Below are 24,831 nucleotides of genomic sequence, written 5' to 3'. Positions count from 1 at the left end.
GACGATGATCGATGGCGCACAGCTGCACCACTTGCCCCGGGCCATCGCCGCCCATGCACCCCGGGACCTCAATGGCCTGCTGGCCAACATGGCGCCGATCACCCCGCTGCTGGACTGCATCCCCAGCGCGGTGTTCTTCATCAAGGACCTGCAGGCCCGCTACCGAGTGGCCAACCTGACCCTGGCCCAGCGCTGCGGTTTCAAGAATGTGCGGCCCCTGCTGGGCAAGACCTCCGCCGAAGTCTTCCCGGCGGTGCTCGGCCCGGTCTACACCGAGCAGGACCAGCGCGTGCTGCGCCAGGGCATCACCATCAAGGGCCAGCTGGAACTGCATCTGTATGGCAGCCGCGAGCCCGGCTGGTGCCTGACCCACAAACTGCCGCTGTACGGGCGTGACGGGCAGATCATCGGCATGGCCGGGATCTCCCTGGACCTGCAGGCCGCCCATGACACCCATCCGGCCTATGAACGCCTGGCAGCGGTGGACCGGCATATCCGCGAGCACTACAGCGAGGCCATCCGCCTGGACGACCTGACCCGCATCGCCAGCCTGTCCACTGCCCAGCTGGAGCGCTACTGCAAGCGCATCTTCCACCTCACGCCACGGCAGATGATCCACAAGGTCCGCCTGGAACACGCTTCGCAGTTGCTGCTCACCGAAGAACCCATCACCGAGGTGGCGCTGCAATGCGGCTACACCGACCACAGCGCCTTCAGCCGCCAGTTCAAGGCCCTGACCGGGCTCAGCCCGCGCCAGTTCCGGCAGAACGCTGCCCGCTAGGGCGGGCTCATTCCTGGCAGAAGGTGCGGTAGTCGAACAGCGGTTCGAAGCCGGCCTTGCGGTAGATCGACAGGCCATCGAGGGAGGCTTCCAGCACGCAGGTCCTGGCGCCCCTGGCCCGGGCGAACGCCAGCACCGCTTGAATCAGCGCCGTGGCATAGCCCTGGCCCTGGCAATCCTGCACGGTGCCGATGTCATCCAGGCGCGCCAGCCCCGGCAGCAGCGAGAGGGTCAGGGCACTCACCGGGCGCTCCTCGACATACAGGGTGAAATGGCTCAGGGCCCGGCCCGCCGACAGCGCCGCCCGATGCCGGGCCAGGTACTGCTCGATCCCCCCCTCGCCGGACTCGAATGCACTCTGCACGGGCTGCGCCCAATCCTCCAGGCGCAGGTCGCTACAGCGCACCTGGGCCTGCGCCGCAAGCGCTTGCCGGGGCTCATGGCGCGTCAGATCGAGCACCATGCAGGTGGTCTTGTCCGCCGCCAGCAGATGCTGCTGGTGCAATTGCCCGCTGACCCGGGGCACCAGCGCCTCGGGCACCACCACACAGAACGGCATGCCCGTGCGCTGCAGGAACGCCACGCCTTCGGCCAACGCCCCCGGCTCGTCGACAGCGCAGACATTCATCATCAACAGGTTCAGGCTGCTGGCTTCGACCCCGGTGCAATAGGCACTCAGGCCACTGCCGAAACGTCGATAGAACTGGGAGATGGAAACGAAGAAATAGTCTTGCGCCTGGTGATACAGGTCGATGACCGAAGCACCGGTACTGGCCGACATAAGCTGCCTCCTTGAGCGTCGTGGCGCCCCATGGGGCACCTGGCCCGGGCCACGTTAAGCCCAGCGCCCCGACAGCTCCAGCACAATCCTGTTTTATTGTGCGAAGGAGTGTTGTGAGGTGTAAGCGGGCAGCCAATTGCTCTGCTCCAGCGGTCAGGAAGCGCCCCTCCTGCCGCCTTCGCCAGTTTCACTGCGAGCCCGGTCACCTAGTCATAAAAACCCACCGTCTTCTTTAGATGTTCCGAATACTCGTAAATCTCGTCGACAGAGTTGATGGGATGGCGAGTCTCAACCTTGTCCTGGTCGAAAATACCGATGTACTTCTGTGATCTATTGAAGTGCAAACGGCAAATCGGCTTGCGATTGTTATCGTCAAGCAGGATGCCGAAATAGCTCTGAGTGTCGCGTTGCACAATACGCTTGGCATCAACCACCGAGCGCACCACCGCTCGTACGATGTGATATCCCTCAAGCTCCTCCAGGGTCGTGAAGATCTTCTCATCTGTGCGCTCCTCCTCATCGACTCCCGCTTCATCGTTGAGGGGGGCCGAATGCTGGGGAATGAGAACCTGATTAGCCCCGCTCATTGCGGACTTCAAACGGTCATTGATCTGATCATTGAGGAACTGACCGATGGCTTTGCGCGTCAGTTCGTAAAACTGATCGCGTACTTTTTGCGTGATCACGCCTTCATAGACTCGCGATGCAAAGACCTTCACAAAGTCATCGTCCGGCTTGCTGACTTGTGAAGCGACGACCTTCTTGATCTGACTGACATACTTCAATTCGCCCGCTGCGCTGAGAATCGACTCGACATCAAACGCCGACTTGGTCAGCTTGATCAGCTCCGGCACCGAGTACTCATCAATGTCCAGCAGATCAAGCTCAAGGAAAGGCTTTTCATCCATCTTGTTCGGCGCATCCAGGTCCGTGAAAAACTTATAGACCTGACCATTAGTGAGGATGGATATACGTGCGCTGGTCACGTGAAAGTAACGAAACAACTGGGATGCATGATTGATGTGTAACGGCTCACCGATTTTCTTGCACTCGATAAGCATCTGCACCTCGCCATCCTTGATGATCGCGTAATCAATCTTCTCGCCCTTCTTGGTCCCGACATCGCAGACGAACTCTGGCGTCACCTCCATGGGATCGAAAACGTCATAACCCAGGACCGTACTGATGAAAGGCATGACGAACGCGTTTTTCGTCGCCTCTTCGGTTTGAATGGCCGCGCCTTGTAGACGTACCTTGGCAGCAAGACTGGTGAGTTTTTCAAGAAATTCCATGAGAGACCTCTGACAGTTTCCGATCCGTGTATTAGCGTGATGGCACTTTGAACGCCATTGATACTAGCCACAAACCGGTACAAAGACAGACATCCCCGTCAACTCAAACACAGGTTACTGCCAGGCAGCTGGGTAAAAGATAAAACAGCTCCCATCGGGAGCCCTCATACCTCGGTGAATTAACGAAAAAAGCACTTTCACCAGAGCCCTGCTGTCACAGCTTCAGACACCTCCCCCATAAGGAACACGGTCATGAAGTTCTCGAAGATTTCGCAAACGCTGTCGATGTGGGCCGGCAGCCCGAAAACCTTTCTCGGCGCGCTGTTGCTGATTCTGATCTGGGGGCTCAGCGGGCCGGTGTTTCACTTCAACGACACCTGGCAGTTGATCATCAATACCTCCACCACCATCATCACCTTCCTCATGGTGTTCCTGATCCAGAACACCCAGAACCGCGACAACGACATTCTGCACTTGAAGATCGACGAGCTGCTGCGGGCCACCAAGGCGGCCCACAACGCCATGCTCAACCTGGACGGGCTGGACCTCAAGCAGCTGGAGCAGATGCGCCGCGAATACCGCGAGATCGGCCAGGGCGGCGATTCCGAGCTGTCCGTCAGCACCTCCAGCCAGCAGGACAAGACCGATCTCAATCAGTGCTGAGATCGGCTCGGCGAAGGCAGGCCCCTGCGCCGATCATCCTAGGGCAGAGGGTTGCCGCCGGTGACCCCGAACACTTCGCCGGTGATGTAGCTCGATTCCTGCGACGCCAATAGCACGTACAGGGGAGCGCATTCGGCCGGCTGTCCCGGACGCTTCATGGGGGTTTGCAGGCCGAACTGCGGGATCTTTTCCCGAGGCTGGCCACCACTGGGTTGCAGTACGGTCCAGATCGGCCCCGGCGCCACGGCGTTGACCCGGATCCCCCGCCCGATCACCTGTTTGGCCAGGGCCTTGGTGAAAGCCACGATCGCTGCCTTGGTGGTGGCGTAATCCAGGAGGCTGGCCGAAGGCTGGTAGGACTGGATCGACGCGGTGTTGATCACCGTGGCGCCAGCCGGCATCAGCGGCAAGGCCGCCTGACAGATCCAGAACAAGGCATACACGTTGGTCTTCAAGGTGGCGTCGAACTGAGCGGTGCTGATGTCGGCGATGTCCTCCTGCGCCACCTGCTTGCCGGCCACGTTGACCAGGATGTCCAGCCCACCCAGTTGCTCATGGGCCCGGCGCACCAGGTCGCGGCAGAAACGTTCGTCGCTGATATCGCCGGGAAGCGCAACGGCCTTGCGCCCGGCGGCCTTGATCAGCTCTATCACCTGGCGGGCGTCACGCTCCTCCTCGGGCAGGTAGTTGATGGCAACGTCCGCGCCTTCACGGGCATAGGCAATGGCCGCCGCGCGGCCGATACCCGAATCGCCGCCGGTGATCAGGGCCTTGCGCCCCAGCAACCGGCCAAAACCGTGATAGCTTTGCTCGCCGTGGTCGGGACGGGGAATCATGTCCTGGTCGATGCCCGGCGCCGTTTGCGGCTGGTCGGGAAATTCCGGCTGGGGGTACTGGGTCAGGGGATCCTGCATCGCGTACTGATTGGATACGGGTTGAGTCGACATGGTGCTCTCCAACTAAAGGGCAAGGATGGGGCAACGGCGGGCTCAACCGTCCAGCCGGTCGGACCGGCGCCCGGCCTGCAGGGCCTTGGCCATCTGCAGGTGGTTTTCCAGCTTGGGCAGGGTCTCTTCGGCAAATGCCTTGAGCTCCGGCACCTCGCTGGTCTGCGCCTGCTGCTGGATCTGCTCGATGGCTTCTTCGGTGGCCTTGACCTGGCTGGCGGCGTAGGCGCGATCGAAGTCCTCGCCCTCGGCTTCAGGTACGCGGGGCATCAGGCGCTTGGCCTGGTCCATCACCTGTTCCCGGGGGGCGACCGGCAAGTCCAGCTGCTTGGCGATCTTGGCCAGGTGCTGGTTGGCGGTGGTGCGGTCGTTGATCACCTGGATGGTGTATTCCTTGACCGCCTTGGATGAGGTCTGCTGGTGGGCCAGGCGGCTGGCTTCGATATCGGCCATGCCCTTGGCCGAGGCGTCGTCGATGAAATCCGCGGGGGACTGGGCCAGGGCGCTGGTGGCGCCAAGGCCCAGGAGCAGTGCCAGTCCGGCACCGCGCATGACTGTGGCCATGGGGTTCATGAGGTGGCTCTCCGCTTGCAAATTGATCTGCCGGAAGCCATGGCTCCCGTCTGCATAGGGAAAGGTGGGGGGCGCAAAGGTTTAGAAAAACCCTCGCTTGCACGACGAACGGTGAACCCCGGCACGGCCGGGCCAGGGCTTCATCCGGTGCCTGCCGGCTCAGGCGTTGGAGCGGCTTTTCTGTGCCCGCTTGACCGCGTACATGGCTTCGTCGGCGTGCTTGAACAGCTGTTTTTCCTCCAGGCCATGCTCGGGATACAGGCCGATGCCGATGCTCGGCAGGATGTTCAACGAGTGGCCGTCCAGGCGCAGCGGCTCGCCCAGCGTCCGCCGGATCTTCTCCGCTACCCGCTGGGCGTCCTCGCTGTGCTGCACGCTCTCCAGCAGGATCACGAACTCGTCGCCGCCGATCCGCGCCACGGTGTCGGTTTCCCGCACGCAGCCCTTGAGCCGGTTGGCCACCGCTTGCAGCAGCATGTCCCCCACCGCGTGCCCGCAGGTGTCGTTGACCTCCTTGAACTTGTCCAGGTCGACATACAGCAGGGCCATGCGCCCCGACTCGCGCCGGGCCCGGGCCAGGGCCGAACGCAGGCGCTCGCGCAGCAGTTCGCGGTTGGGCAGGTGAGTCAATTGATCGTATTCGGCCATGTAGTGCAGGCGTGCATGCAGCTGCTTGCGTTCGATGGCCGCGGCCAGCTGCGCGCTGACGTACTGCAAGAGTTCCTGGTCCTGTTCGCTGTAGCTTTCGGTGCCCGGGGCGCTCTTGACCATCAGCACGCCGATGGTGCCCTTTTGCGAATTCAGCGGCACGCCCAGCCAGCAGCGCGAACCCTGGATAGCCGCGAACTCGCTCCAGAGCACCCGGTTCACCGGGCACTCCGGCGCCAGCAGCAAGGGCTGGCCGCATTGCAGCACCTCGACACAGAAGCGTTCGATCAAGGTGCCCGGCAGTTCCGGGCTGCCCTCGCAGTCATCGACGTGATAGGGAAAACTCAGGCTGGCGCTGCGCTCGTCGTAGAGCGCCAGGGAACAGTTCAGCGCCGGCAGCCATTCGCCGATGATCCGATGCACATGCCGGAACAGCACCAGCAGGTCTTCGGTGGCATGGGCCGCCTCGGAAATCGCGTACAGCGCCGCCTGCCGGGATTCCGCCTGCTTGCGCTCGGTGATGTCGCGGGCCACGGCGATGCGCAACTGGTCCACTTCCGACCAGCGCGCCGACCAGAGAATATGCGCCACCCGCCCGTCCTTGCGCACGTAGCGGTTCTCGAAATTCGGCTTGGGCACCCCGCCCATGATTTCCCGGGCGGCCTGCAAGGTACGTTCACGATCGGCCGGGTGCACCAGCTCGATCATCGGGCGGCCGATCAGCTCGTCGGCGGTGTAGCCGAAGACCCGCTCACAAGCGGCGCTGACGAACACGAAGCGACCCTCGACATCCACGGCGCACACGGCGTCCAGGAGCAGGTCGATGAAACTGGCCAGAGGCGCGGAGTTCTTGGTTGCCATCAGAGAAAGCTACTACCCATGAAAAATGCACTGAGTACCCATCCCTTGAGCCCGGTCGCAGGCCGAAGCCTGCAACTGCACACCGTCGCAACCCGCGCGGCGCGTCACGCCTTGTTGCCGACCAACCCTGGCACTGCGTGCAGCAGGGCATTGATCGCGAAACCGATGAACATCACCCCGCAGACCCGGGTGATCGCCAGCTCGTGGCGCTGGTACCAATTGCGTACCTTACGCGCGCCGACGATGCCGATGAGGATAGCGTATGCGCCAAGGCCGCCAAGGAAACTCAGGGCAATCAGCCCCGGCAGCATCGACCAGGTCAACAGCTCCGCGCGGCTGGAGAGCAGCGCGGTGAAGGTTGCCACCGCCACCGGATAAGCCTTGGGATTGGTCAGGCCGAACAGGATCCCGTGCCAGAACGGGTTGCGCGCCGGGCCCTGGGGTTCGTCGCCATCGCGCGGTTTACTGCGGATGGCCCGCAAGCCGAGCCAGAACAGGTACAGGCCGCTGAGCACGCCAAGGATATTGAACGCATCGCTGCCGATCTCCCGGGCCCCGACAATGGCGATCAGCGCCGTGCTGCACCAGACCACGTCGCCCAGCATGTGCCCGCAGAGAAAACCGGCCCCCGCCTGCCGCCCGCGGGCCGCGCCGATGCCGAACACCGCCAGCACTCCGGGCCCGGGGGTGATCGCATAAATGAAACCCGAGGCGATAACGGCCAGCAACAGCGATGAGGTCATCAGCAAGACTCCAGGACGATGCGCCTGACAAAAACGCCAGGCACAGGGGGAATGTGGCGGATTCTGCACGATCAAGGCACCTTGCCACCAGCCGCTTTCGTCAGCTGCCCCTGTGGAACAGTCTCTCAATCGGCGGAGTAAAAGCGCATTCCCGGGTAAGGATGATCGCGCCAGGCCAGCAATCGCGAGGCCAGATCGCTGACGGCCAGGCTCAGGTGGTTGAGCCCCTTGAGCATGGTTCACGCTCCCGTCAAGGTTTTCGGCAAGGGGTAGCGCTGGCCGTCGTAGTGCAAGGTGACACGGCTGTCCCTGGACGCCAGGTCGCGGCTTTCGCAACCGGCCGGCCCCTTGAAATGCTCGGTGTCGACGATTCGCGTACGCACCAGCAGGTCGGTATGGCCGTTGCGCTGGCCGTTGCCCAGTTCCAGGGTCCGGTGCAGGGTCCGGCTGCGCCCGACACACTCACCGCCACGACCGAGCTCAGCGCGGCGCTCATCCACCACCAGCCCTTCGAGCCTCGGCGGAAGGCCCTTGCCATCACGCACGAACAGGGTCAGCACGGTTTTCTCATGGGGGTGGGTGCTTGAGGCGCGGCGGTAGGTGGCCCGCAGGCCAAAGGCCCGCTCCTCCTCGCTCAACTGGTAACGCCCGGTATCGATCTGCAACCCCTGCAAAGCCAAGCCATCGGAACGCCGGGCCAGGTCCTTGTTGTAGCTGGCCACGGCCCAGCCGCTGTCGTCGAGCAGCAGCGCCACATCCAGGTTGTAGCGAGGTACCTTGGCGTTTTCGGCCCCTTGCACTGGCGTTGCTCGAATCCCGATGTTGATGCCGTCTTCCGCCGGCCAGGGTTTGCAGACGTGGAGTTCTCCCGGGGAATTGGGGCTGTTGTCGCACTCGGCCAGCGCCATCGTCGCCACGCCCAGCAACGCGCACAGCACCAGCCCGCGGGTCGATTGTTCAAGCAGGTTCATCAAGCTTCCTTATCGATCGCCGGTATCAGATGCCACTGAAGCCATTGGGCAGGACGTAGCGTTGGCCATCGTAGTGCAGGGTGCTGACCACCGGTTTGGCGGCCACGGAGGTGGACTGGCATTCTTCCCCGACTTTTTTGCTCTGGGTACTGACGCTGACCGAACGCACGATCAGGTCGGCGTAACCGTGGCTGCGGGTCTTGGCGATATCCAGGGTGCGCGTGGTTTTAGTGCCCTCGCCGGCGCACTGGCCATCCCATTCGCCGTTGTAGGAATGGGCCACGAACTTCTCCAGCACCGGGCGCAGGGTACTGCCCTCGCGCACGTAGAGGCTGAGCCAGGTCTGATTGAACGGGTTGACCCTGGAGGAACCCTCGAACGCGGCCCGGACCCCGAACGCTCGAACCTGAGGCGTCAGTTGGAAGCGCCCGGTATCGAGCTTCACGCTCTCCAGGCGAAAGGCGTCGGAGACAAAGGCGGCAGGCTGCTCATAGCTGGCCAGGGCCTGTCCGCTGCTGCGGTCCAGCACTGCCAGTTGCAGGTTGTAGGTGCCGTCATCGGTGCCGGTGTCGCTGGGGTCCGGAACCTGCTCGGACAGCAGGCTGATGCTCTGGTCGGCAAAGGCCGGCCAGTCCTTGCACAGGGAAAAGCCCGGGACTTCGGCATTGCGTGGCGGCGGCAGGCACTGGGCGGCGGCGGATGTGGCACCGGCCAGCAGGGCCAGGCTGCCCAGAAGCGGGGCCAGGGAAGAGCAACGGATCATTCACGACTCCTTGTGACAGGCGGATAGAGCGCCATTTCAGGTCGCACTATCCTCCGCGGCGCGGGCGCTTTCAACGCCGGGAGCAGTTGCTCGGGAGTCTGTGGTGCCGGGCGTGCGGATGAACCCTTCGCTGGCTTGCCAGCGAAGGGTCCCGTCCCTCAGAACGCGTTGCGGAAAATCTCCTCGATCTGCCGCTGATCCGCCGGACGCGGGTTGGTCAGGCCGCAGGCATCCTTGAGGGCATTGGCCGCCAATAGCGGAATGTCCTGCAACTTGGCGCCCAACTCGCGCAAACCGGCGGGAATCTCCACATCACGGGCCAGGGTGCGGATCGCCGCGATGGCCGCCTGGGCGCCCTCTTCCGGGCTGAAACCGCGAATGTCCGCTCCCAGCGCGTGGGCCACATCGGTCAGGCGCTGGGCGCATACCGTGGCGTTGAAGCTCTGCACATGGGGCAACAGCACCGCGTTGCACACGCCATGGGGCAGGTCGTAGAAGCCGCCCAACTGGTGGGCCATGGCGTGCACGAAACCCAGGGACGCATTGTTGAATGCCATGCCGGCGAGGAACTGCGCATAGGCCATGTTCTCCCGTGCCAGCAGATCGTTGCCGTCGTGCACCGCCTGGCGCAGGTTGGCGCTGATCATTTCCACGGCCTTCAGGGCGCAGGCGTCGGTGATGGGGTTGGCGGCGGTGGACACATAGGCTTCCACCGCGTGGGTCAAGGCATCCATGCCGGTGGCGGCGGTCAGGCCCTTGGGCATCGCCACCATCAGTGCCGGATCGTTCACCGACAGCAATGGTGTGACGTTGCGGTCGACGATGGCCATTTTCACATGGCGCGATTCGTCGGTGATGATGCAGAAACGGGTCATTTCGCTGGCGGTGCCGGCGGTGGTGTTGATGGCGATCAAGGGCAGTTGCGGCTTGGCCGACTGGTCGACGCCTTCGTAATCGCGGATCTGCCCGCCATTGGTGGCACACAGGGCAATGCCCTTGGCGCAGTCATGGGGCGATCCGCCGCCCAGGGAGATGACGAAATCGCACTGTGCCTGCTGCAATTGCGCCAGGCCCTGCTCGACGTTGGCAATGCTGGGGTTGGGCTTGGCACCGTCGAAGATCACCGAATCGATGTCCTGCATGGCCAGCTTCTCGGCCACCATGCTGGCCACGCCAGCCTTGGCCAGGCCCGTGTCAGTGACGATCAGCGCCTTGCGAAATCCATAGTTGCGGATGGCGCTCATGGCCTCGTCGAGACAGCCGATGCCCATGATGTTCACGGCTGGAATGAAAAAGGTGCTGCTCATCAGAAGGTCTCCCGGCGAATGCCGATTTCACGGTGTCGATGCAATGTTTGCCAAACAGGATCGACCGATCGGTCACCGGCGTTGTTGATCTGGCTCAAGGGTCGGTCGTGATAAAGTCGCCAGCCGAAATACCTCCAGCCTTGAGACCGATGACCGCGATGATGGATTTCCAGGAATTTGATGCCGAACTTGAAGACTGGAACGCCCTGGGTGCCAGCACACCGTTCAGTGGCCTGCTGATCGGCAACGGCGCCAGCCGTGCCGTGTGGGAAGACTTTGCCTACGACTCACTGTTCGAAAACGCTCGCACAGTGGAAGAAAAACCCCTCAGCCAGTCCGAGCTCAGCGTATTCGAGGCCCTACAGACCCGCAGTTTCGAGCAGGTACTGGGCGCCCTGAAAACCACCAGCCGAGTCAACAAGGCCCTGGCAGTCAGCTCGGCGGCGCCGCGCAATCGCTACTACGCCATCAAGGAAGCGCTGATCAACACCGTGCACGCGGTGCACATTCCCTGGCGCCTGGTCCAGGAGCAGAGCCTGGCGGCGATCAACCAGGAACTGCGGCGCTATCCCACGGTGTTCACCAGCAACTATGACCTGCTCAACTACTGGGCCGTGCAACAGGACAGCCAAGGCATCGACGACCTGTTCCACGGTGCCGATCCGGCCTTCGAACTGGGCAGCGCCCCTAGCGCCCCGACCCGCATTCTCTACCTGCATGGCGGCCTGCACCTGGTGCGCAACCTGGACGGCAGCGCGCGCAAGCTGACCTCCACCGAAGGCACCCTGCTGGGCAGCTTCGCCATCAACAACACCCTCAAGACCCTGGACGACGTGCCGCTGTTCGTCAGCGAGGGGCCGCTGGCGGACAAGCTCAAGACCATCCGCAGCTCGGATTACCTGTCGTTCTGCTACCAGCAGTTGCTGGATCACAGCGGCGCGCTGTGCATCTTCGGCCACAACCTGGGGCCCCAGGACAGCCACCTGGTCCAGGCGATCCGCCAGTCGGCGACCCAGACCCTGGCGATCTCCATCTACCCGCGCAGCGCCGCGTTCATCCAGCACCAGAAACGCCACTACGCCAAGCTGTTCGAAGGCCTGGACCTGAGTCTGCGTTTCTTCGACTCCAAGACCCACGCCCTGGGCAACCCGGCCCTGTCGGTGCCCGTGGAGCGCTGAGCACTCCCGCCCTGTAGGAGCTGGCTTGCCAGCGAAGATGTCCGCCGGGGCGATGCATGTCTTGGTGCTCATTCGCCAACCAGCCGGCTCCTGGCGGCGCTGAACGCCTTCAGTCCTCGCTGCTGTGCACCACCACCAGCAACTGCGCCTGCTCGTCCCCCACGGAACGGATGCGGTGGGGTTTCTGCGCATTGAAGTGCAGTGCATCGCCACGGTTGAGAATCACCCGCTCGTTCATGAAATCCACTTCCACCTGGCCTTCGTGGACGAACAGGAACTCCTCCCCCAGGTGTTCCTTGAAGGTCTTGTCACTGAATTCCCGGGCCGGGTAGATGATGAACGGCAGCAGGTTGCGCTCGCTGACCTGATGGGCCAGCACCGCATAACCCGGGACCTGCCCATTGGCCGCCAGTGACTGGCGCTGGTCGCTGCGCACCAGGCTGTAGCTGTCGAGGCTGATGCTGTCCTCGGCGAACAGTTCCTCGACCTTGACGTTCAGCGCCTTGGCCAGCTTCAACGCGGCAGCGATCGACGGCGTGTTCAGCCCGCGCTCGACTTTCGACAGATAGCTCTTGGTCATCCCGGATTTCTCGGCCAGGGCTTCCAGGGTCACGCCCAGTTTTTTTCTCAGTAATTTCAAACGGATAGACATGTAGAGCGGTTAATCCATCTAGAAAACAACGATTGGCGCTTGCCAATGACACAAAGTGTCATATAGCCTCTTAAGTGTCATCGCGATTCACCAAGCGCCGTCGCAAGCAGCAGGTGAAGCGCAGATCCGACGTCCATTGCACTTCTCAAAGGACCTTCGACATGGCCAAGACATTAGCATTGCCCAAAGACCAACTGGTCAAGCAAGCCCTGACCCAGATGCAAAATACCCTGGCGGATAATACGTGGACCGACCGACAAAAGCTGGCCCTGACCTGCCGCATTCTGTTCGAGAACGGCCACGACTCGGGCCTCGCCGGGCAGATCACCGCCCGCGGCCCGCAACCCGGCACCTACTACACCCAGCAACTGGGCCTGGGCTTCGATGAAATCAGCGCCAGCAACCTGCTGCTGGTCAACGAAGACCTGGAGGTCCTCGAAGGCCACGGCATGCCCAACCCGGCCAACCGCTTCCACAGCTGGGTGTACCGCGCCCGGCCGGACGTGAACTGCATCATCCACACCCACCCGACCCACGTCGCCGCGCTGTCGATGATCGAAGTGCCGCTTGCGGTGTCGCACATGGACCTCTGCCCCCTGTACGAGGACTGCGCCTTTCTCGAAGCCTGGCCGGGGGTGCCGGTGGGCAACGAAGAAGGCGAAATCATCTCCGCCGCCCTGGGCGACAAGCGCGCGATCCTGCTTTCCCACCACGGCCAGCTGTCCACCGGCGCGAGCATCGAGGAAGCCTGCGTGATCGCTCAACTGATCGAGCGTGCGGCCAAGCTGCAACTGCTGGCCATGGCCGCCGGCACCATCAAGCCGATCCTCCCGGAGCTGGGCCGCGAAGCCCACGACTGGATTTCCAAGCCCAAGCGCCACAGCGCCGCCTTCAACTACTACGCTCGGCAAAACCTGAAAAAACACGCCGACTGCCTGAACTGATCCACCCCTTATGCCTTGCAGGAGTTGCACCATGCCTACTACCCAGATCCACGGCATCATCGGCTACACCGTCACCCCCTTCGGCCCCAACGGCGAAGGCCTGGACCTGGACGCCCTCGGGCGTTCCATCGACCGCATGATCGACGCGGGCGTCCACGCCATCGCCCCCCTGGGCAGCACCGGCGAAGGCGCCTACCTGAGCGACGCCGAATGGGACCAGGTCAGCGAGTTCAGCATCCGCCACGTGGCCAAACGCGTGCCGACCATCGTCAGCGTCTCCGACCTGACCACCGCCAAGGCCATCCGCCGCGCGCGTTTTGCCGAAGCCAAGGGCGCCGACGTGGTGATGGTGCTGCCCGCCTCCTACTGGAAGCTCAGCGAAGCCGAGATCCTCGCTCACTACCAGGCCATCGGCGCCAGCATCGGCGTGCCGATCATGCTCTACAACAACCCGGCCACCAGCGGCACCGACATGTCGGTGGAACTGATCCTGAAGATCTTCCACGCCGTGGAAAACGTCACCCTGGTCAAGGAAAGCACCGGCGACATCCAGCGCATGCACAAGCTGCAACTGCTGGGCGAAGGCCAGGTGCCGTTCTACAACGGCTGCAACCCGCTGGCCCTGGAAGCTTTCGCTGCCGGTGCCAGTGGCTGGTGCACAGCGGCGGCGAACCTGATCCCGCAGCTCAATCTCGACCTCTATCAGGCCGTGCTGAGCAACGACCTGGCCCGCGCCCGGGCGCTGTTCTACCGCCAGTTGCCGCTGCTGGACTTCATCCTCAAGGGCGGTTTGCCGGCCACGGTCAAGGCCGGGCTGGAACTCGCCGGGCTGCCCACCGGCGAGCCGCGCAAGCCGGTATTCGCACTGAACGAGGGCGGTCGCCAACAGTTGCAGACGCTGCTGCAGAGCCTGGGTTGATTTCCTGAAAAAAAGCCCGGACGGCTGACACCGTCCGGGCTTTGGCATGGGCCGCGTCCAAGCGTGGCTCAGTGACTGTCCAGCGCCACCGGGGCCTGGGCCTTGAACTGCGGGTCCTGCAGCATCTGCGCAATGAAGTCGTCGGTGATGCGCCGCACATGCTGGTATTGGCCGCCATCAGTGTTGGCCCAACCACGCCAGGAGCGGGTCTGATTACTGACCCGATACTTGGCCACCTCCTGGTCACCGCGGCTCACATGGAACATCACCTGGCTGTCCCAAGTGGTCCGGCCCGGCACGATAAACAAGGTCATGGCACTGAGCAGCCCCATGGGAATGTTCTGCCAGCCGAAGTAATCACTGTTGGCCATCACGATCACGTTGTAGCCATCGGCACTGAACCCCGGCTGCACCTGCTCGAAGGTGCCGCGACGACGCAGTTCGTCACGGATCAGGCCGGCAGGGATGGCCCCCATCACACTGACGCTGATCGCCGGTAGCCGCTGCTGATAATCCACCTCGGCCGGCTTGAGACTGTGGCTGGTCTGGCAACCGCCAAGCCCCAGCATCAGCACCATCAAAAACCACAATTGACTACGCATTACAGATCCCCCGACAGCATGGCCTTGAGCATCGACGCCTTGGGCCCCTGCTCCCTGACGATCAACGACGTGACCTCCTCCATCTTCTCCAGATCGACCCGTTGCAGGTTCGGCACCTGCGGGTATTTGGCGCGCACCAGGGCAGCGTCGCGCTCCTGGTGGTCGCTGTGCAGAAACACGCACTTGGCCCCCGACGCCGACAGGCAGCCGGCGCGAAAATCACCCAGGTAATAAGCCTTGCCGGCTTCCAGTTCCAAGGGGATGGAGAAATCTTCGCGGCTCCAGGCGGTGGCGTTGCCGCGGTCGAAGTGCAGGTTGTAGATCTCGTAGCGCCCGGGTTTGAGCGGCATCACGAACAGGCTGCCGATGCCGTGCCAGGTCTCGCGCACATCCCGTGGCGTGCGGCCGTAGATCTGGTTGTACAAGCGCGCCGAGGCGAACCCGTCACCGCCGCGCGGGCGAATCAGCAGCATTTGTTCGTTGGCGGTGTGCACCGCCTTCGGCCAGATGCCGACCACCCCCACCACATAGGCCACCCCCGACTGCGAGTCGGGGCGCATGCTCTCGGCAACTTTCGTGGAAGACAGGCTGTAGCAACCGCTCAACGCCAGCAGCGCGGCGAGTAATACGAGAGGGCGAATCATGACGTCGCAGATCCCTTGGACAATGATTGATAACGTCAACCAGAGTGCCAGGCCTGCCGAGCGCCCGGTGACGGGCGCGGAGGATAAGGCAAATGATGGCATTGCGCCATAACTCCGTCGCCAATCGGCTGGCGGCCTGCCAGATCACAATACGCTGCCCTCGCCCGGCCTCCAGGCAAATGCCAGGTGCTTGTGAAAACCCGCTGGCAGCACAAAGCCCGAACGCTGCCTGGGTTCGGGCCTGGTGCTGTCGAGGGTGTGTGGAGCCGGGCCTAAACGGACGTCAGGTCCTTGATGTTGTGGCTGGGGCCGTTGGCCTTGACGCTGGCGATGCCCTTTTCCCGGGCCGCTTCCGAGGAATAGGTTTCACTGTTGCCGATGATCTGGTGGTTGGCCGCCTTGAGGTTGAAATAGGGTTTGCCATCCTTGGCGCTCTTGCGCTCGTAGCGCTCTTCCAGGGGACTGTTGGCCTGCACCGAGGCGATGCCGTTCTCGGCTGCGGCGCGGGTGGTGTACTGCTCGCTGCTGAGAATGACCTCGGCATTGGCCGCCTTGAGCACGAAGCGAAACTGGCCGTTGCTGCTTTTCTTCAACTCATACCATCCGGACATGCTGTAGCTCCTAGGTTGATCGATGGGCGTTGCGCCTTGAGAGTAAAGACTCTTTCAGCCATTCAGCCATTGCCCCGGTGGCTGAAGAAACGGTTTTCCACCCGCGCCAGCCCCAGGTGTTCGCGCAGGCTGTGGCCGGTGTAGCGCTGGCGAAACAGACCCCGGCGCTGCAGCTCGGGGGTGATCAGTTGCACGAAATCGTCGATGGCCCCCGGCAGATGGGTGAACAGCACATTGAAGCCGTCGGCGGCGTATTCCTGGTACCAGGTAGCCAGCTCATCGACGATCTGCCCCGGCGTGCCCACCAGTACCTTGTGCCCGCTGGCCGACAGGCTGCGCAGCAGTTGCGCCAGGCTCGGCCGCTCCCGGCGGATCAGTTCCTGCACCAGGTGCCGGCGGCTTTTATGCCGCTCGGTGGGGGCGGCGTCGTCCAGCAACGGCACCTGCGCATGCAGGGGCAGATGCGAAAGGTCGATACCCAGGTCCAGCAGGTAGGACAGGGCCTTGAGTTGTGCCTGGGGGTCCTGCAGTTCCTGCAATTGCTGGTACTTCTCCTCGGCTTCGTTGAGGGTGCGGCCCACCGTGGGGGCGATGCCGGGGAATATTTTCAACTGCCCGGCATGACGCCCGTAAGCGGGAAGCCGTTCCTTGAGTTCGCGATAGAAAGCCTTGGCCTGCTGCAGGTCGGTCTGGGCGGTGAACACCAGCTCGGCGCAGCGCGCCGCCAGCTCACAGCCCGGCCCGGACGACCCGGCCTGGGCGATCACCGGCCAGCCCTGCAATGGCCGCGGTGCATTCAACGGCCCCTGTACCTGGAAGTGCCGCCCCCGGTGCTGCAACAGGTGCATGCGCTCCGGGCGCAGCCACTGGCCGCTGGCCTTGTCCCGGGGAAAGGCGTCGTCGGCCCAGCTGTCCCACAGCCCGCTGGCCACACTGAAGAACTCCTCGGCCCGGGCGTACCGCTCGGCGTGGCTCAGGGGTTCGGGGTGGTTGAAGTTCTCCCCGCCGACCAGCCCGGTTACCAGGTTCCAGCCAGCCCGGCCCTCACTCAGGTGGTCCAGGGAAGCGAACTTGCGCGCCAGGTTGTAGGGCTCGTTGTAGGAGGTGCTGGCGGTGGCGATCAGGCCGATATGCCGGGTCACCACCGCCAGGGCCGGCAGCAGGGTCAGCGGGTCCCAGCGCAGGCTGTAGGAACTGCGGGCCAGTACTCGCGGGTCCAGGTCCCCCACCGCCACGTTGTCGTTGAGAAACAGGGCGTCGAAACAGCCCCGCTCCAGAGTTTGCGCGTAGTGCCGGTAGCGCTGGAAATTCAACGAGGCGTCGGCATCCGCCTGGGGATGGCGCCAACTGCCGCCATGGGCGCCGGAGCCGGAGAGAAAGGCCCCCAGCCCCATCTGCCCGCCGCGCTCAGCCACGGCTGGTGCCCTCCTCGGCCGTCGGCACCGGCGCCGGGGCCGTGCGCAAGAGCAGGCTCACCGAGGCCCAGACCAGCAGCGTGACCACCGCCAGAAAGCCCATCACCGCGCGGTAACCATTGAGAAAGGCGCCCTGGGCATCGTCCAGCGGCGTGGCGGAAAAGTGATGGAACAGCCCCACCCCCACCGCCAGCCCGACACCGCCACCGACGTTGTGCAAGGTCATCAGCGAGCCCATGGCCACCGAGCCCACTTCCTGGGGCACCGAGGAAATCCCCAGCACCGTGGACGGCCCGAGAATGCTGGCCCACCCCAGGCCCATGACGACAAAGGCGCCCAGCAGATAAGGCAGCGAAGTCTGGCCATCGAAACCGGCCTGCAACAACGCCGACAGCACGAACAGCAGCAGCCCGGTCTTGATCAGCAGCGCCGGCCCCTTGCGATCCACCAGGCGCCCCACCAGCGGTGACAGCAGCGCCACCCCCAGGGTGGTGGGCAGCAACAGCAGGCCGCTGGCCTGCACCGTTTCGCCGCGGATCTGCGCCAGGTACAGCGGCATGACGAAAAACGCCACACAGTAGAACAGCGCCAGGCCGAAACTGGCCGCCACTCCGGCAACGAAACGCCGGTTGGCGAACAGCTTGAGGTCGATGATCGGCGCGGCCACCCGCCGCTCCACCGCCAGGAATGCGCCCAGGGCCAGCACCGCCAGCGCCACCAGGGCCAGGGTCAGGGGTGAGCCCCAGCCCCAGCTGCCGCCCTGGACGATCACCAGCACCAGGCTCGGCAGGCCGATCAGCAACAGCAGCGCGCCCCAACCATCCAGGCGCGCCCCGGTTTCGGCCGAACGCGACTCCTTCACGCTGAAGCTGCAAATGCCCAGGCTCAGCAGTACGAAGGGCACGTTGATGAGAAAGATCCACTGCCAGCCGAAGGCGCTGGTTATCAGCCCGCCCAACACCGGGCCGACCGCCAGCCCCACTCCATTGACCCCGAACAGCACGCCGAAGGCCCGGCCCTGCTCGGCGGTCTCGAAGGTGCTGGAGACAATCGCCCCCGAGGCGGTATAGAGCACCGCGCATGCCAGCCCCTGGGCCACCCGCGCACCGATCAGGGTATCGATCTGCCCCGCCAGCCCGGCCGCCAGGGAAGCCAGGCCGAACACCGTCAGGCCGATGAACAGCACCCGCTTGCGCCCGTGCAGGTCGGCCAGGCGCCCCACCAGCACCATGAAGCTCGACAGGGCCAGGATGAAGCCGTTGATCACCCATTGCAGGGCGTCCACCGAGGCCCCGAGGTCGGCCTGCAGGGCCGGTAACGCGGTGTTGACGATGGTGAAATCCACACAGCCGAGAAAACTGGCGATGCTCACACCGAGCAATGCCCACCATTTGCGTTGCTGTTGCGCAAAAACGCCCATGGAAACTCCTTGTCAGTCATAAAAAAACGCTCTGTAGGAGCCCGCTTGCCGGCGAACAGCCCCTTGAGTCCGGCATCGCCGGCAGGGGCGCTTTCGCTGGCAAGCCAGCGCCTACATTGATCGCGGCGGATCAGATGGCGATGGCGCCGCTGGTCCAGTTGGGGTGAATGGCGCCGGGCAAGGTGAAGGGAATCGGGATCCCCCGCTTCTTGAACTTCAGGGGCAGCCAGCGCACCCGGTCCGGGCTGTGGGGTTCGATCAGCAACTCGCGGCTGGTGGCCATGGCCGTGGTCATCTGCTGCGGGTAGAGCACATAGTGGTAACCCTCGTCGGCCCACAGCGGCAGGATGATCGGGATCTCTTCCAGGATGTACTCCCGGCACTGGGCCGCCGCCCGCTCGATGTCCGCGTGTTCGTCACGCAGGCGCAGGCGCTCGGTGAATACGCCGATGGTGCTGTCGATGGCGTCGCGCAGTTCCTCGCGCTGCTGGTAGACCTGGTTCAGTTGCTGGCGCAGCTCGGCATAGCGGTCGCTGGCCAGTTCCTGGTTCCAGCGGGTGATGTGGTACGGCACCCGCAGGCCGTCGAGGATGCTCTGGTTGCGCGCCAGCCAGGCATCGCCATCGCGGATCGCCGCCGACAGCGCCTCCCCGGGGGACTTGCCGTGCTTGTTGTGGCGTTGCAGGGTATCGGCCACCACCACCTTGACGTGGCTGAAACCGGACTGGTTGATCAAGTGAATGGTGGACCGCAGCTTCTGGTCCTCGTGATATTCCTGGCCGACGCTGACCGCCAGTACCACGCGCTTGCCGTCGAATTCGTGCTCCTCGCCGCCCTTGTTGAAGTAGGCCTTGAGGTTGATTTCCTGCACCTTGCTCATGAGTTCAGCTCCAGTAGGCCAAAGGCTGGTGTTCGCCGTAGTAACCGATAAAGACCCCGAGGGTGACCCGGGTGCTGCTGGCCGAAGGGCGCACGGCGTGGATCAGCCGCGGGTTGAGGAGGATCAGGTCGCCGGGCTCGGGCTTGACCACGAAATCCGGCGGCGGCAGCAGGTGGCGTTCGATGCCGTAGGCCCGTTCGCCCTTGAGGCGGTTGTACTCCTGCTCGTCCGGCTCGATGCCCCAGATCTCCAGCTCGCCGCCATCCTCGGGGATCTCCAGGTAGATGTTGGTGGACAGCTGGGTCAGCAACTGCGGGCTGTGGCCCTCGGGGGCATTGCGTTCGAGCTTGTCGGTGTGGGGCGTGAGATCGACCCCCGAACCCTGGAAGCGGGCAATACCGACGAAACACTTCTGCCCGTCCACCTGCAACAGGTGCGCGCCCTGCGGCCAGACTTCGTCCAGCAGCAGGCGCAGTTCGTCGATGGGCGAGGCCAGTGGCCGGAACAGATTGCGGATCTTGCGAATGTTGGGCAGGGCCAGGGCGTGGTATTCGGCCCGGCTCTGCTCATCCTGGATCTCGATATAGGCCTTGCCGACCCGGACGAATTCCTGCTGCTGGCTGAAGGCACTGCGCAGTTCCTGCTGATACAGATGATCCCGCGCCACCTGCAAGGTATCCGGTGGGCAGAAACCTTTGAGCTGAACGCCGTAAGAGCGTTTTTCCACAACATCGAGGATATGCCGCGCTTCAAGTTTGTCGGCCGTAGTGACTGTGAACATGCAAGCTCCCTTAATTCCCTGGAAGTAGCGACGAAGTACAACATCGGTAGAACGTAATAATTTGTTTCAGGGCCACCTTAGGCAGTTGCGATGGCCTTGTGAAATATCCTTTATCTCTAATATCCAAACTTAAAAATGTATCGAAAATCAGGCAAATAGCGGCCACCACAGGCACTTTGAAAGTGCTGCGAGAAGATTATGAAATTTGCTGATAGTTAAATTAAGCGAAGGACATTATTGCTCTTTATTTATTTAAAACCTCCCGAGATCAATTAATAAAACTGCCACACACTCATTCAACTTCATTGAATTGAGCATCCATGTAAGCTGCCGCATCGAAAGTCTTCTGAATAATGCCCTCCTCGCGGTAGAGATCGGCGGTGTGCTGCACGTCTTCCACCACGGCCGGGCCTACGGCGATACGCCGGGGCACCGAGTAGCGATTGGAACGCTCATGCACCTCCACCGGCAAACCGCTGTAGCCGGCCTGGATCTTTGAAAACTCGCTCTGGTGCTGGTTGGCCCAGGCATAGGCACGATCCAGGCGCTGCAGGAAGTCGGCGATCTGCTGCGGCTTGTCGCGAATCGCCTGGTCGTTGGCCACCAGCAGCATGTGCCCGGCGAACAGCCCTTCGCCACTGACCAGCACCCGGCTGCCGCCCTCCATCTGCACCATGCTGGTATAGGGGTCCCAGGTCGACCAGGCATCGGCCTGGCCGTTGCTCAGCAGGCTGCGGGATTCGGCCGGCTGGAGAAAGATGAACTGCGCATCCGCGCCGTGCAGGCCCAACGACCGCAGGGCGGCCAGGGCCAGGAAATGGCCGATGGAGCCCCGGGTGGTGGTGATGCGCCGGCCCTTGAGGTCGGCGGCCTGCTTCAGCGGCGAATCCTCCTTGACCACGATCGCCACCGCGGTCGGCGTGACCTTGAGCTTGATCACCCCCACGGTCTTGAGCGGCGCCCCGGCCGCGGCGGCAAACACAAAGGGCGCATCCCCCAGGCTGCCGATATCCACCGCCCCGGCGGCCAGGGCCTCGGCGGTGGGGGCCGCGGCAGCGAAGGAGGCGAACTCGATGGGGTACGGCACCTGCTCCAGCTCGCCTGCCGCCTGCAGCAGAATCTTCAGCGACTGCTTCTGGCTGGACACCCGCAGCGCCGGCTGCGCCAGTGCACTGCCCAGCCACAAACACAACACCAGCCCTTGCAGGAGCCGGCCTGCCGGCGAACCGCCCCTGCCCCCTGCGCCCTTCATGCCGCCGCCTTCGCTGGCAAGCCAGCTCCCACCAGGTAAACGACCGGCAGGACGCCACGGCTGTAGGAGCCGGCTTGCCGGCGAATGGCCCTTGAACCCTGCGCCGGTCATGCCGCCGCCTTCGCTGGCAAGCCAGCTCCTACGAGAGTGATCGTGGTCATGCTCAGAACGCCAGGCTGACGCGGCTGTAGTAGTAGCCGCCGCCCAGGCCATAGGGCGAGAACATTCCGTATTCATAGGTTCCCGCCCAGGCCTTGAGGCCGATCTTGTCCGGGTACACGTCGAACAGGTTGTTGGCGCCCACGGCCACGGTGAGGTTCTGGGTCACGTCGTAGGCCACGTCCAGGTCGGTGATCCACTTGGCGCTGTAGGTGCGATCGTTGCTCGGGATGTTCGAGCCTTCGGTGTACTCGCCAAAGCGGGTCAACTGCAGGTTGGTGGTCCAGTCGCCGACCTTGTAGTTGCTGGAAAGGATCCACTTGTCCTTGGGCGTGGATTTAGTCAGGTCGATCTGCTGCTGGCGGTCGAACAGCACATACCCCGCCCCCAGGCGCGACAGGGCCGCCGGGGTGTCCGCCAGGTCGCGGATGGTGGTCTTGTTGTGGTTGTAGGCGACGCTCCATTTCGCCGTGCCGTACTCGCCGAAGGACTGGCGGTAGTCCGCCACCAGGTCCACGCCCTTGGTCCGGGTGTCGGCAGCGTTGGTGTAGTACTGCCCGGCGAGGTTCGGCGAGAGGCCGTTCTCCACCAGGATCTGCGACACCGCCGGGCCCTTGAGGATGCCGGTCTGGAGAATGCGCTTGTCGATGTCGATCAGGTAGAAGTCGGCCGTCAGGCGCAGCCGATCGGTGGGCTCGGCGGTGAACCCCAGGCTGTAGTTGCGCGAGGTTTCCGGCTCCAGGTCCTTGGCGCCCAGGGCCACCGCTTCCGGCGAGTTGGGGCGCATCTGCTTGGTACGCACCGAGGTGGTGGTGCCACCGGCGCCGAATTCGGTGACCGTGCTGGTGGTGGAAAAGACGCTCTGGGCCAGGGACGGTGCACGGAAGCCGTTGCTCACCGCAGCCCGCACCGCGTACCCGGGGAGGAACTCGTAACGGGTGGTGAGCTTGCCGCTGGTGGTGTCGCCTACCCCTAGGTTGTACTTCTCGTAGCGCGCCGCCGCACCGACGTACCAGTTGGGGGTGATGTTCAGGCCCAGGTCGATATAAGCCGCCTCACTGTGGCGCTTGAGGCTGTAGGCATCTTCCGGGGTCGTGCCGTTGACCGAGAACAACCCCGGGTCCGGCACCACACCGGCGAAAGGCCCGGTGTTGGGGACATAGCTGCCCTGGTTGTAGGAGTTGGCCTCGCCCTCCTCCAGCGCATATTTCTCCCAGCGGTATTCCACGCCGAAGGAGGTTTCCAGCGGGCTGCTCCAGCCGATGTCCAGGGCCCGGGAGAAGTCCAGGTTGTTGGTCCACTGGTCGAACACCAGGTTGCCCAGGTGGAAGTCGTGCTGGCTGTAGGGGCCATTGGAAATGTTCAGGTTGTTGGCCGTGTCGAGCACGCCGCGATCCTTGCCGTAGGTGTTCGACAGGTCCCAGTCCCAGCCACCGAGCAGGCCCTTGGCACCACCGGCGACCTGGAAATCGGTCTCGTGGATTTCCCGCCGCGCCTGGCCGCCGTTGGGGTAAGGCGCATTGGGAATGCCCGCCAGGCTGGTGATGTCGGTGGGCTTGCGGTGCCCCAGGTCCTTGTTGCTGTTGCGGTAGCTCAGGGTCGAGAACGAGTACAGCTTGAGGTCGTCCTCCAGAGGCAGCTCGGCGTTGTAGGCCAGGCTGGTGGTGCGGTCGCGGCCCAGGCCGTACTCGGTGCCCCAGCCCTGGCGATTGCTTTCCCGGGGGTCCGGCGAGCCGTCGGCCTGCTTGAAGTACAGCTGGCCGCTGGCGGCACTGGAGCGCTCGTAGGGTTCCTGCAGCTTGGCGTCCCAGGACAGGTTGATGAAGCCGCCGTTCTCTCCCAGTTTGTTGCCCCAGTTGAAGGCTTCGTGGCCGGTGGTGCCGTCGCCGTCGTAGTACTGGCCCAGGGTGGTGTCGGAGGTCAGGCCTTCGGCATTGCGCTTGAGGATGATGTTGATCACCCCGGCGATGGCGTCGGAGCCGTACTGCGCCGCCGCGCCGTCGCGCAGCACTTCGATGCGCTCGATGGCGGCGGTGGGAATCAGGTCCAGGTCCACCGGCACCGAGGCGTTGCCGACCCGTGCGCCGTTGTTGATCAGCGCCGAGTTGTGCCGGCGCTTGCCATTGATCAGCACCAGCACCTGGTCGCCGCCCAGGCCGCGCATGCTCACCCCGCGCACCAGGAACGCCGTGCCGCCGCCGTTGATGGTCGGTACGTTGAACGACGGCAGCAGGCGCCCGAGCATCTCTTTCAGGCCGTTCTGGCCGATGCTGCGCAACTGCTCGCTGTCGATCACATCGATCGGCGCCGGGCTGTCGGTCACCGTGCGTTGCTGGCTGCCGCGCACCCCGGTGACCACCACCGTGCCCAGGGTTTCGTCGGCCGCCAGCAGTTCGGCGGGCAGCGCCAGGCCCAGCAGGCCAAGGCTCAGGGGGGCCGCGCCGAAGAGGATTTTATGCAAGGAAATACTCATGACTTCAGATCCTTTGACAGGCGGTTCAGCGCGCTCGGGCGGCAACGGTTTCGACTTCGATCAAGGCGCCGGGCAGCACCAGCCCCGCCACTTGCACCGTGGTCCGGGCGGGCTTGAGCGGCTGCTTCTGGGTGCCGAAGAACTCGCGGAAGGCCACTTGCAGGCCGTCGAAATCCAGCTTGCCGCCCAGGGCCGGGTCCCCTACCAGGTAGATGCGCAGTTGCACCACGTCCCCCAGGGTCAGGCCCTGGCTGGCGAGGATCGTCTCCACCTTGCGCAGCACCACCCGGGCCTGGGCCTCGGTGTTGCCCTCGGCGTGGATCTGCTCCTTGGACGCCTTGGGGTCCACCGGGTCCGGCAGCAGCCCGGAGAGGTAGGTCACCTCGCTGTTGGCGGGCAGGGTCACCGATTGCAGGATCGGCGAATTGGGGTAGCTGGACGGCACGCGCTGGATTCCCGCGGCCCAACTGCTGCTGGCGGCGAACAACAGCCCCAGCCCTACGACGGTGTTTTTCAAAGACATGCAAAGACGCTCCCAAGGTTGTGTGTGCCAGCCTCGGAGGTCCGCTAC

At 63.7% G+C, this 24,831-nt stretch carries 25 protein-coding genes; 5 read left to right on the top strand and 20 right to left on the bottom strand.

What is annotated here, in order from left to right; all coding sequences use genetic code 11:
• Positions 1–4: 4 nt before the first annotated feature.
• Positions 5–781: an AraC family transcriptional regulator gene (locus A9971_RS09555; RefSeq protein ID WP_011059750.1), complete on the top strand. Its 777-nt coding sequence runs from the start codon at positions 5–7 to the stop codon at positions 779–781.
• Between the two features lie 7 nt (positions 782–788).
• Here A9971_RS09555 and A9971_RS09550 read toward each other — a convergent pair whose 3' ends face one another.
• Together A9971_RS09550 and A9971_RS09545 are read right to left on the bottom strand one after the other, a co-directional pair.
• Positions 789–1,562 carry a GNAT family N-acetyltransferase gene (locus A9971_RS09550; RefSeq protein WP_019096079.1) on the bottom strand — a complete coding sequence of 258 codons (774 nt, stop codon included), beginning with the start codon at positions 1,560–1,562 and terminating at the stop codon, positions 789–791.
• Between the two features lie 206 nt (positions 1,563–1,768).
• Positions 1,769–2,854 (bottom strand): type I restriction endonuclease, encoded by a 1,086-nt coding sequence (locus A9971_RS09545; RefSeq protein WP_015634486.1) that lies wholly within the window; start codon positions 2,852–2,854, stop codon positions 1,769–1,771.
• 252 nt (positions 2,855–3,106) lie between these two features.
• On the opposite strand from A9971_RS09545, the gene A9971_RS09540 reads away from it, so the two are divergent.
• Positions 3,107–3,517 (top strand): low affinity iron permease family protein, encoded by a 411-nt coding sequence (locus A9971_RS09540; protein ID WP_015634485.1) that lies wholly within the window; start codon positions 3,107–3,109, stop codon positions 3,515–3,517.
• Between the two features lie 38 nt (positions 3,518–3,555).
• On the opposite strand, the gene A9971_RS09535 is transcribed toward A9971_RS09540, so the two are convergent.
• The 7 genes from A9971_RS09535 to yiaY all read right to left on the bottom strand — a co-directional run bounded on the left by A9971_RS09535 (position 3,556) and on the right by yiaY (position 10,330).
• A complete protein-coding gene (locus tag A9971_RS09535; RefSeq protein ID WP_183000527.1) occupies positions 3,556–4,464 on the bottom strand; it encodes an SDR family oxidoreductase in 909 nt (302 codons plus the stop codon).
• 42 nt (positions 4,465–4,506) lie between these two features.
• Positions 4,507–5,037, bottom strand: a complete 531-nt coding sequence (locus tag A9971_RS09530) for a DUF4142 domain-containing protein (RefSeq protein ID WP_011059746.1) — start codon at positions 5,035–5,037, stop codon at positions 4,507–4,509.
• A gap of 159 nt (positions 5,038–5,196) precedes the next feature.
• On the bottom strand, positions 5,197–6,546 hold the full coding sequence (locus A9971_RS09525) for a bifunctional diguanylate cyclase/phosphodiesterase (RefSeq protein ID WP_011059745.1): 1,350 nt from the start codon (positions 6,544–6,546) through the stop codon (positions 5,197–5,199).
• Between the two features lie 104 nt (positions 6,547–6,650).
• Entirely contained in the window at positions 6,651–7,289 is a 639-nt protein-coding gene (locus A9971_RS09520) for a LysE family translocator (RefSeq protein ID WP_011059744.1), read from the bottom strand.
• 239 nt (positions 7,290–7,528) lie between these two features.
• Entirely contained in the window at positions 7,529–8,260 is a 732-nt protein-coding gene (locus tag A9971_RS09515; protein WP_183000526.1) for a hypothetical protein, read from the bottom strand.
• A 25-nt stretch (positions 8,261–8,285) separates the two neighbouring features.
• Positions 8,286–9,023: a hypothetical protein gene (locus tag A9971_RS09510; RefSeq protein ID WP_053149500.1), complete on the bottom strand. Its 738-nt coding sequence runs from the start codon at positions 9,021–9,023 to the stop codon at positions 8,286–8,288.
• A 158-nt stretch (positions 9,024–9,181) separates the two neighbouring features.
• Entirely contained in the window at positions 9,182–10,330 is a 1,149-nt protein-coding gene (gene yiaY, locus A9971_RS09505; RefSeq protein ID WP_011059741.1) for an L-threonine dehydrogenase, read from the bottom strand.
• 158 nt (positions 10,331–10,488) lie between these two features.
• On the opposite strand from yiaY, the gene A9971_RS09500 reads away from it, so the two are divergent.
• Complete coding sequence (locus A9971_RS09500) at positions 10,489–11,508, top strand: DUF4917 family protein (protein ID WP_041752724.1); 1,020 nt, start codon at positions 10,489–10,491, stop codon at positions 11,506–11,508.
• 109 nt (positions 11,509–11,617) lie between these two features.
• On the opposite strand, the gene A9971_RS09495 is transcribed toward A9971_RS09500, so the two are convergent.
• Positions 11,618–12,160 carry a helix-turn-helix domain-containing protein gene (locus A9971_RS09495; protein ID WP_015634479.1) on the bottom strand — a complete coding sequence of 181 codons (543 nt, stop codon included), beginning with the start codon at positions 12,158–12,160 and terminating at the stop codon, positions 11,618–11,620.
• A 161-nt stretch (positions 12,161–12,321) separates the two neighbouring features.
• Here A9971_RS09495 and A9971_RS09490 point away from each other — a divergent pair, with 161 nt between their 5' ends.
• Complete coding sequence (locus A9971_RS09490; protein WP_011059738.1) at positions 12,322–13,104, top strand: aldolase; 783 nt, start codon at positions 12,322–12,324, stop codon at positions 13,102–13,104.
• Positions 13,105–13,135: 31 nt separating this feature from the next.
• Complete coding sequence (locus A9971_RS09485; RefSeq protein ID WP_015634478.1) at positions 13,136–14,023, top strand: dihydrodipicolinate synthase family protein; 888 nt, start codon at positions 13,136–13,138, stop codon at positions 14,021–14,023.
• 68 nt (positions 14,024–14,091) lie between these two features.
• Here the strand turns inward: A9971_RS09485 and A9971_RS09480 are convergent, their stop codons facing one another.
• The 10 genes from A9971_RS09480 to A9971_RS09435 form a co-directional block, all read right to left on the bottom strand.
• Complete coding sequence (locus A9971_RS09480) at positions 14,092–14,625, bottom strand: hypothetical protein (RefSeq protein ID WP_011059736.1); 534 nt, start codon at positions 14,623–14,625, stop codon at positions 14,092–14,094.
• Positions 14,625–15,269: a hypothetical protein gene (locus tag A9971_RS09475; RefSeq protein ID WP_183000525.1), complete on the bottom strand. Its 645-nt coding sequence runs from the start codon at positions 15,267–15,269 to the stop codon at positions 14,625–14,627. Before A9971_RS09475 ends, A9971_RS09480 begins: the two co-directional genes overlap by 1 nt.
• 272 nt (positions 15,270–15,541) lie before the next feature.
• On the bottom strand, positions 15,542–15,880 hold the full coding sequence (locus A9971_RS09470; RefSeq protein WP_011059734.1) for a YegP family protein: 339 nt from the start codon (positions 15,878–15,880) through the stop codon (positions 15,542–15,544).
• Positions 15,881–15,942: 62 nt separating this feature from the next.
• The gene (locus A9971_RS09465) at positions 15,943–17,274 is read right to left on the bottom strand and encodes an LLM class flavin-dependent oxidoreductase (protein ID WP_019094811.1); all 1,332 of its coding nucleotides are present in this window, start codon (positions 17,272–17,274) and stop codon (positions 15,943–15,945) included.
• Between the two features lie 13 nt (positions 17,275–17,287).
• Positions 17,288–18,715: an MFS transporter gene (locus A9971_RS09460; RefSeq protein ID WP_072451077.1), complete on the bottom strand. Its 1,428-nt coding sequence runs from the start codon at positions 18,713–18,715 to the stop codon at positions 17,288–17,290.
• Positions 18,716–18,845: 130 nt separating this feature from the next.
• Positions 18,846–19,595: a tRNA-dependent cyclodipeptide synthase gene (locus A9971_RS09455; protein WP_011059731.1), complete on the bottom strand. Its 750-nt coding sequence runs from the start codon at positions 19,593–19,595 to the stop codon at positions 18,846–18,848.
• Between the two features lie 4 nt (positions 19,596–19,599).
• Positions 19,600–20,376, bottom strand: coding sequence for a 2OG-Fe(II) oxygenase (locus A9971_RS09450; RefSeq protein WP_011059730.1), 777 nt, complete (start codon positions 20,374–20,376; stop codon positions 19,600–19,602).
• A gap of 292 nt (positions 20,377–20,668) precedes the next feature.
• Entirely contained in the window at positions 20,669–21,739 is a 1,071-nt protein-coding gene (locus tag A9971_RS09445) for an aliphatic sulfonate ABC transporter substrate-binding protein (RefSeq protein WP_183000524.1), read from the bottom strand.
• 52 nt (positions 21,740–21,791) lie between these two features.
• Positions 21,792–24,260 carry a TonB-dependent siderophore receptor gene (locus A9971_RS09440; RefSeq protein ID WP_183000523.1) on the bottom strand — a complete coding sequence of 823 codons (2,469 nt, stop codon included), beginning with the start codon at positions 24,258–24,260 and terminating at the stop codon, positions 21,792–21,794.
• 25 nt (positions 24,261–24,285) lie between these two features.
• Positions 24,286–24,783 carry a RidA family protein gene (locus A9971_RS09435; RefSeq protein ID WP_015634471.1) on the bottom strand — a complete coding sequence of 166 codons (498 nt, stop codon included), beginning with the start codon at positions 24,781–24,783 and terminating at the stop codon, positions 24,286–24,288.
• Between the last annotated feature and the right edge of the window lie 48 nt (positions 24,784–24,831).

It is taken from the genome of Pseudomonas sp. UME65, assembly GCF_014170225.1.
GTDB classification, from domain to species: Bacteria; Pseudomonadota; Gammaproteobacteria; order Pseudomonadales; family Pseudomonadaceae; genus Aquipseudomonas; species Aquipseudomonas protegens.
This window is presented reverse-complemented; position numbering and strand designations above follow the sequence as displayed.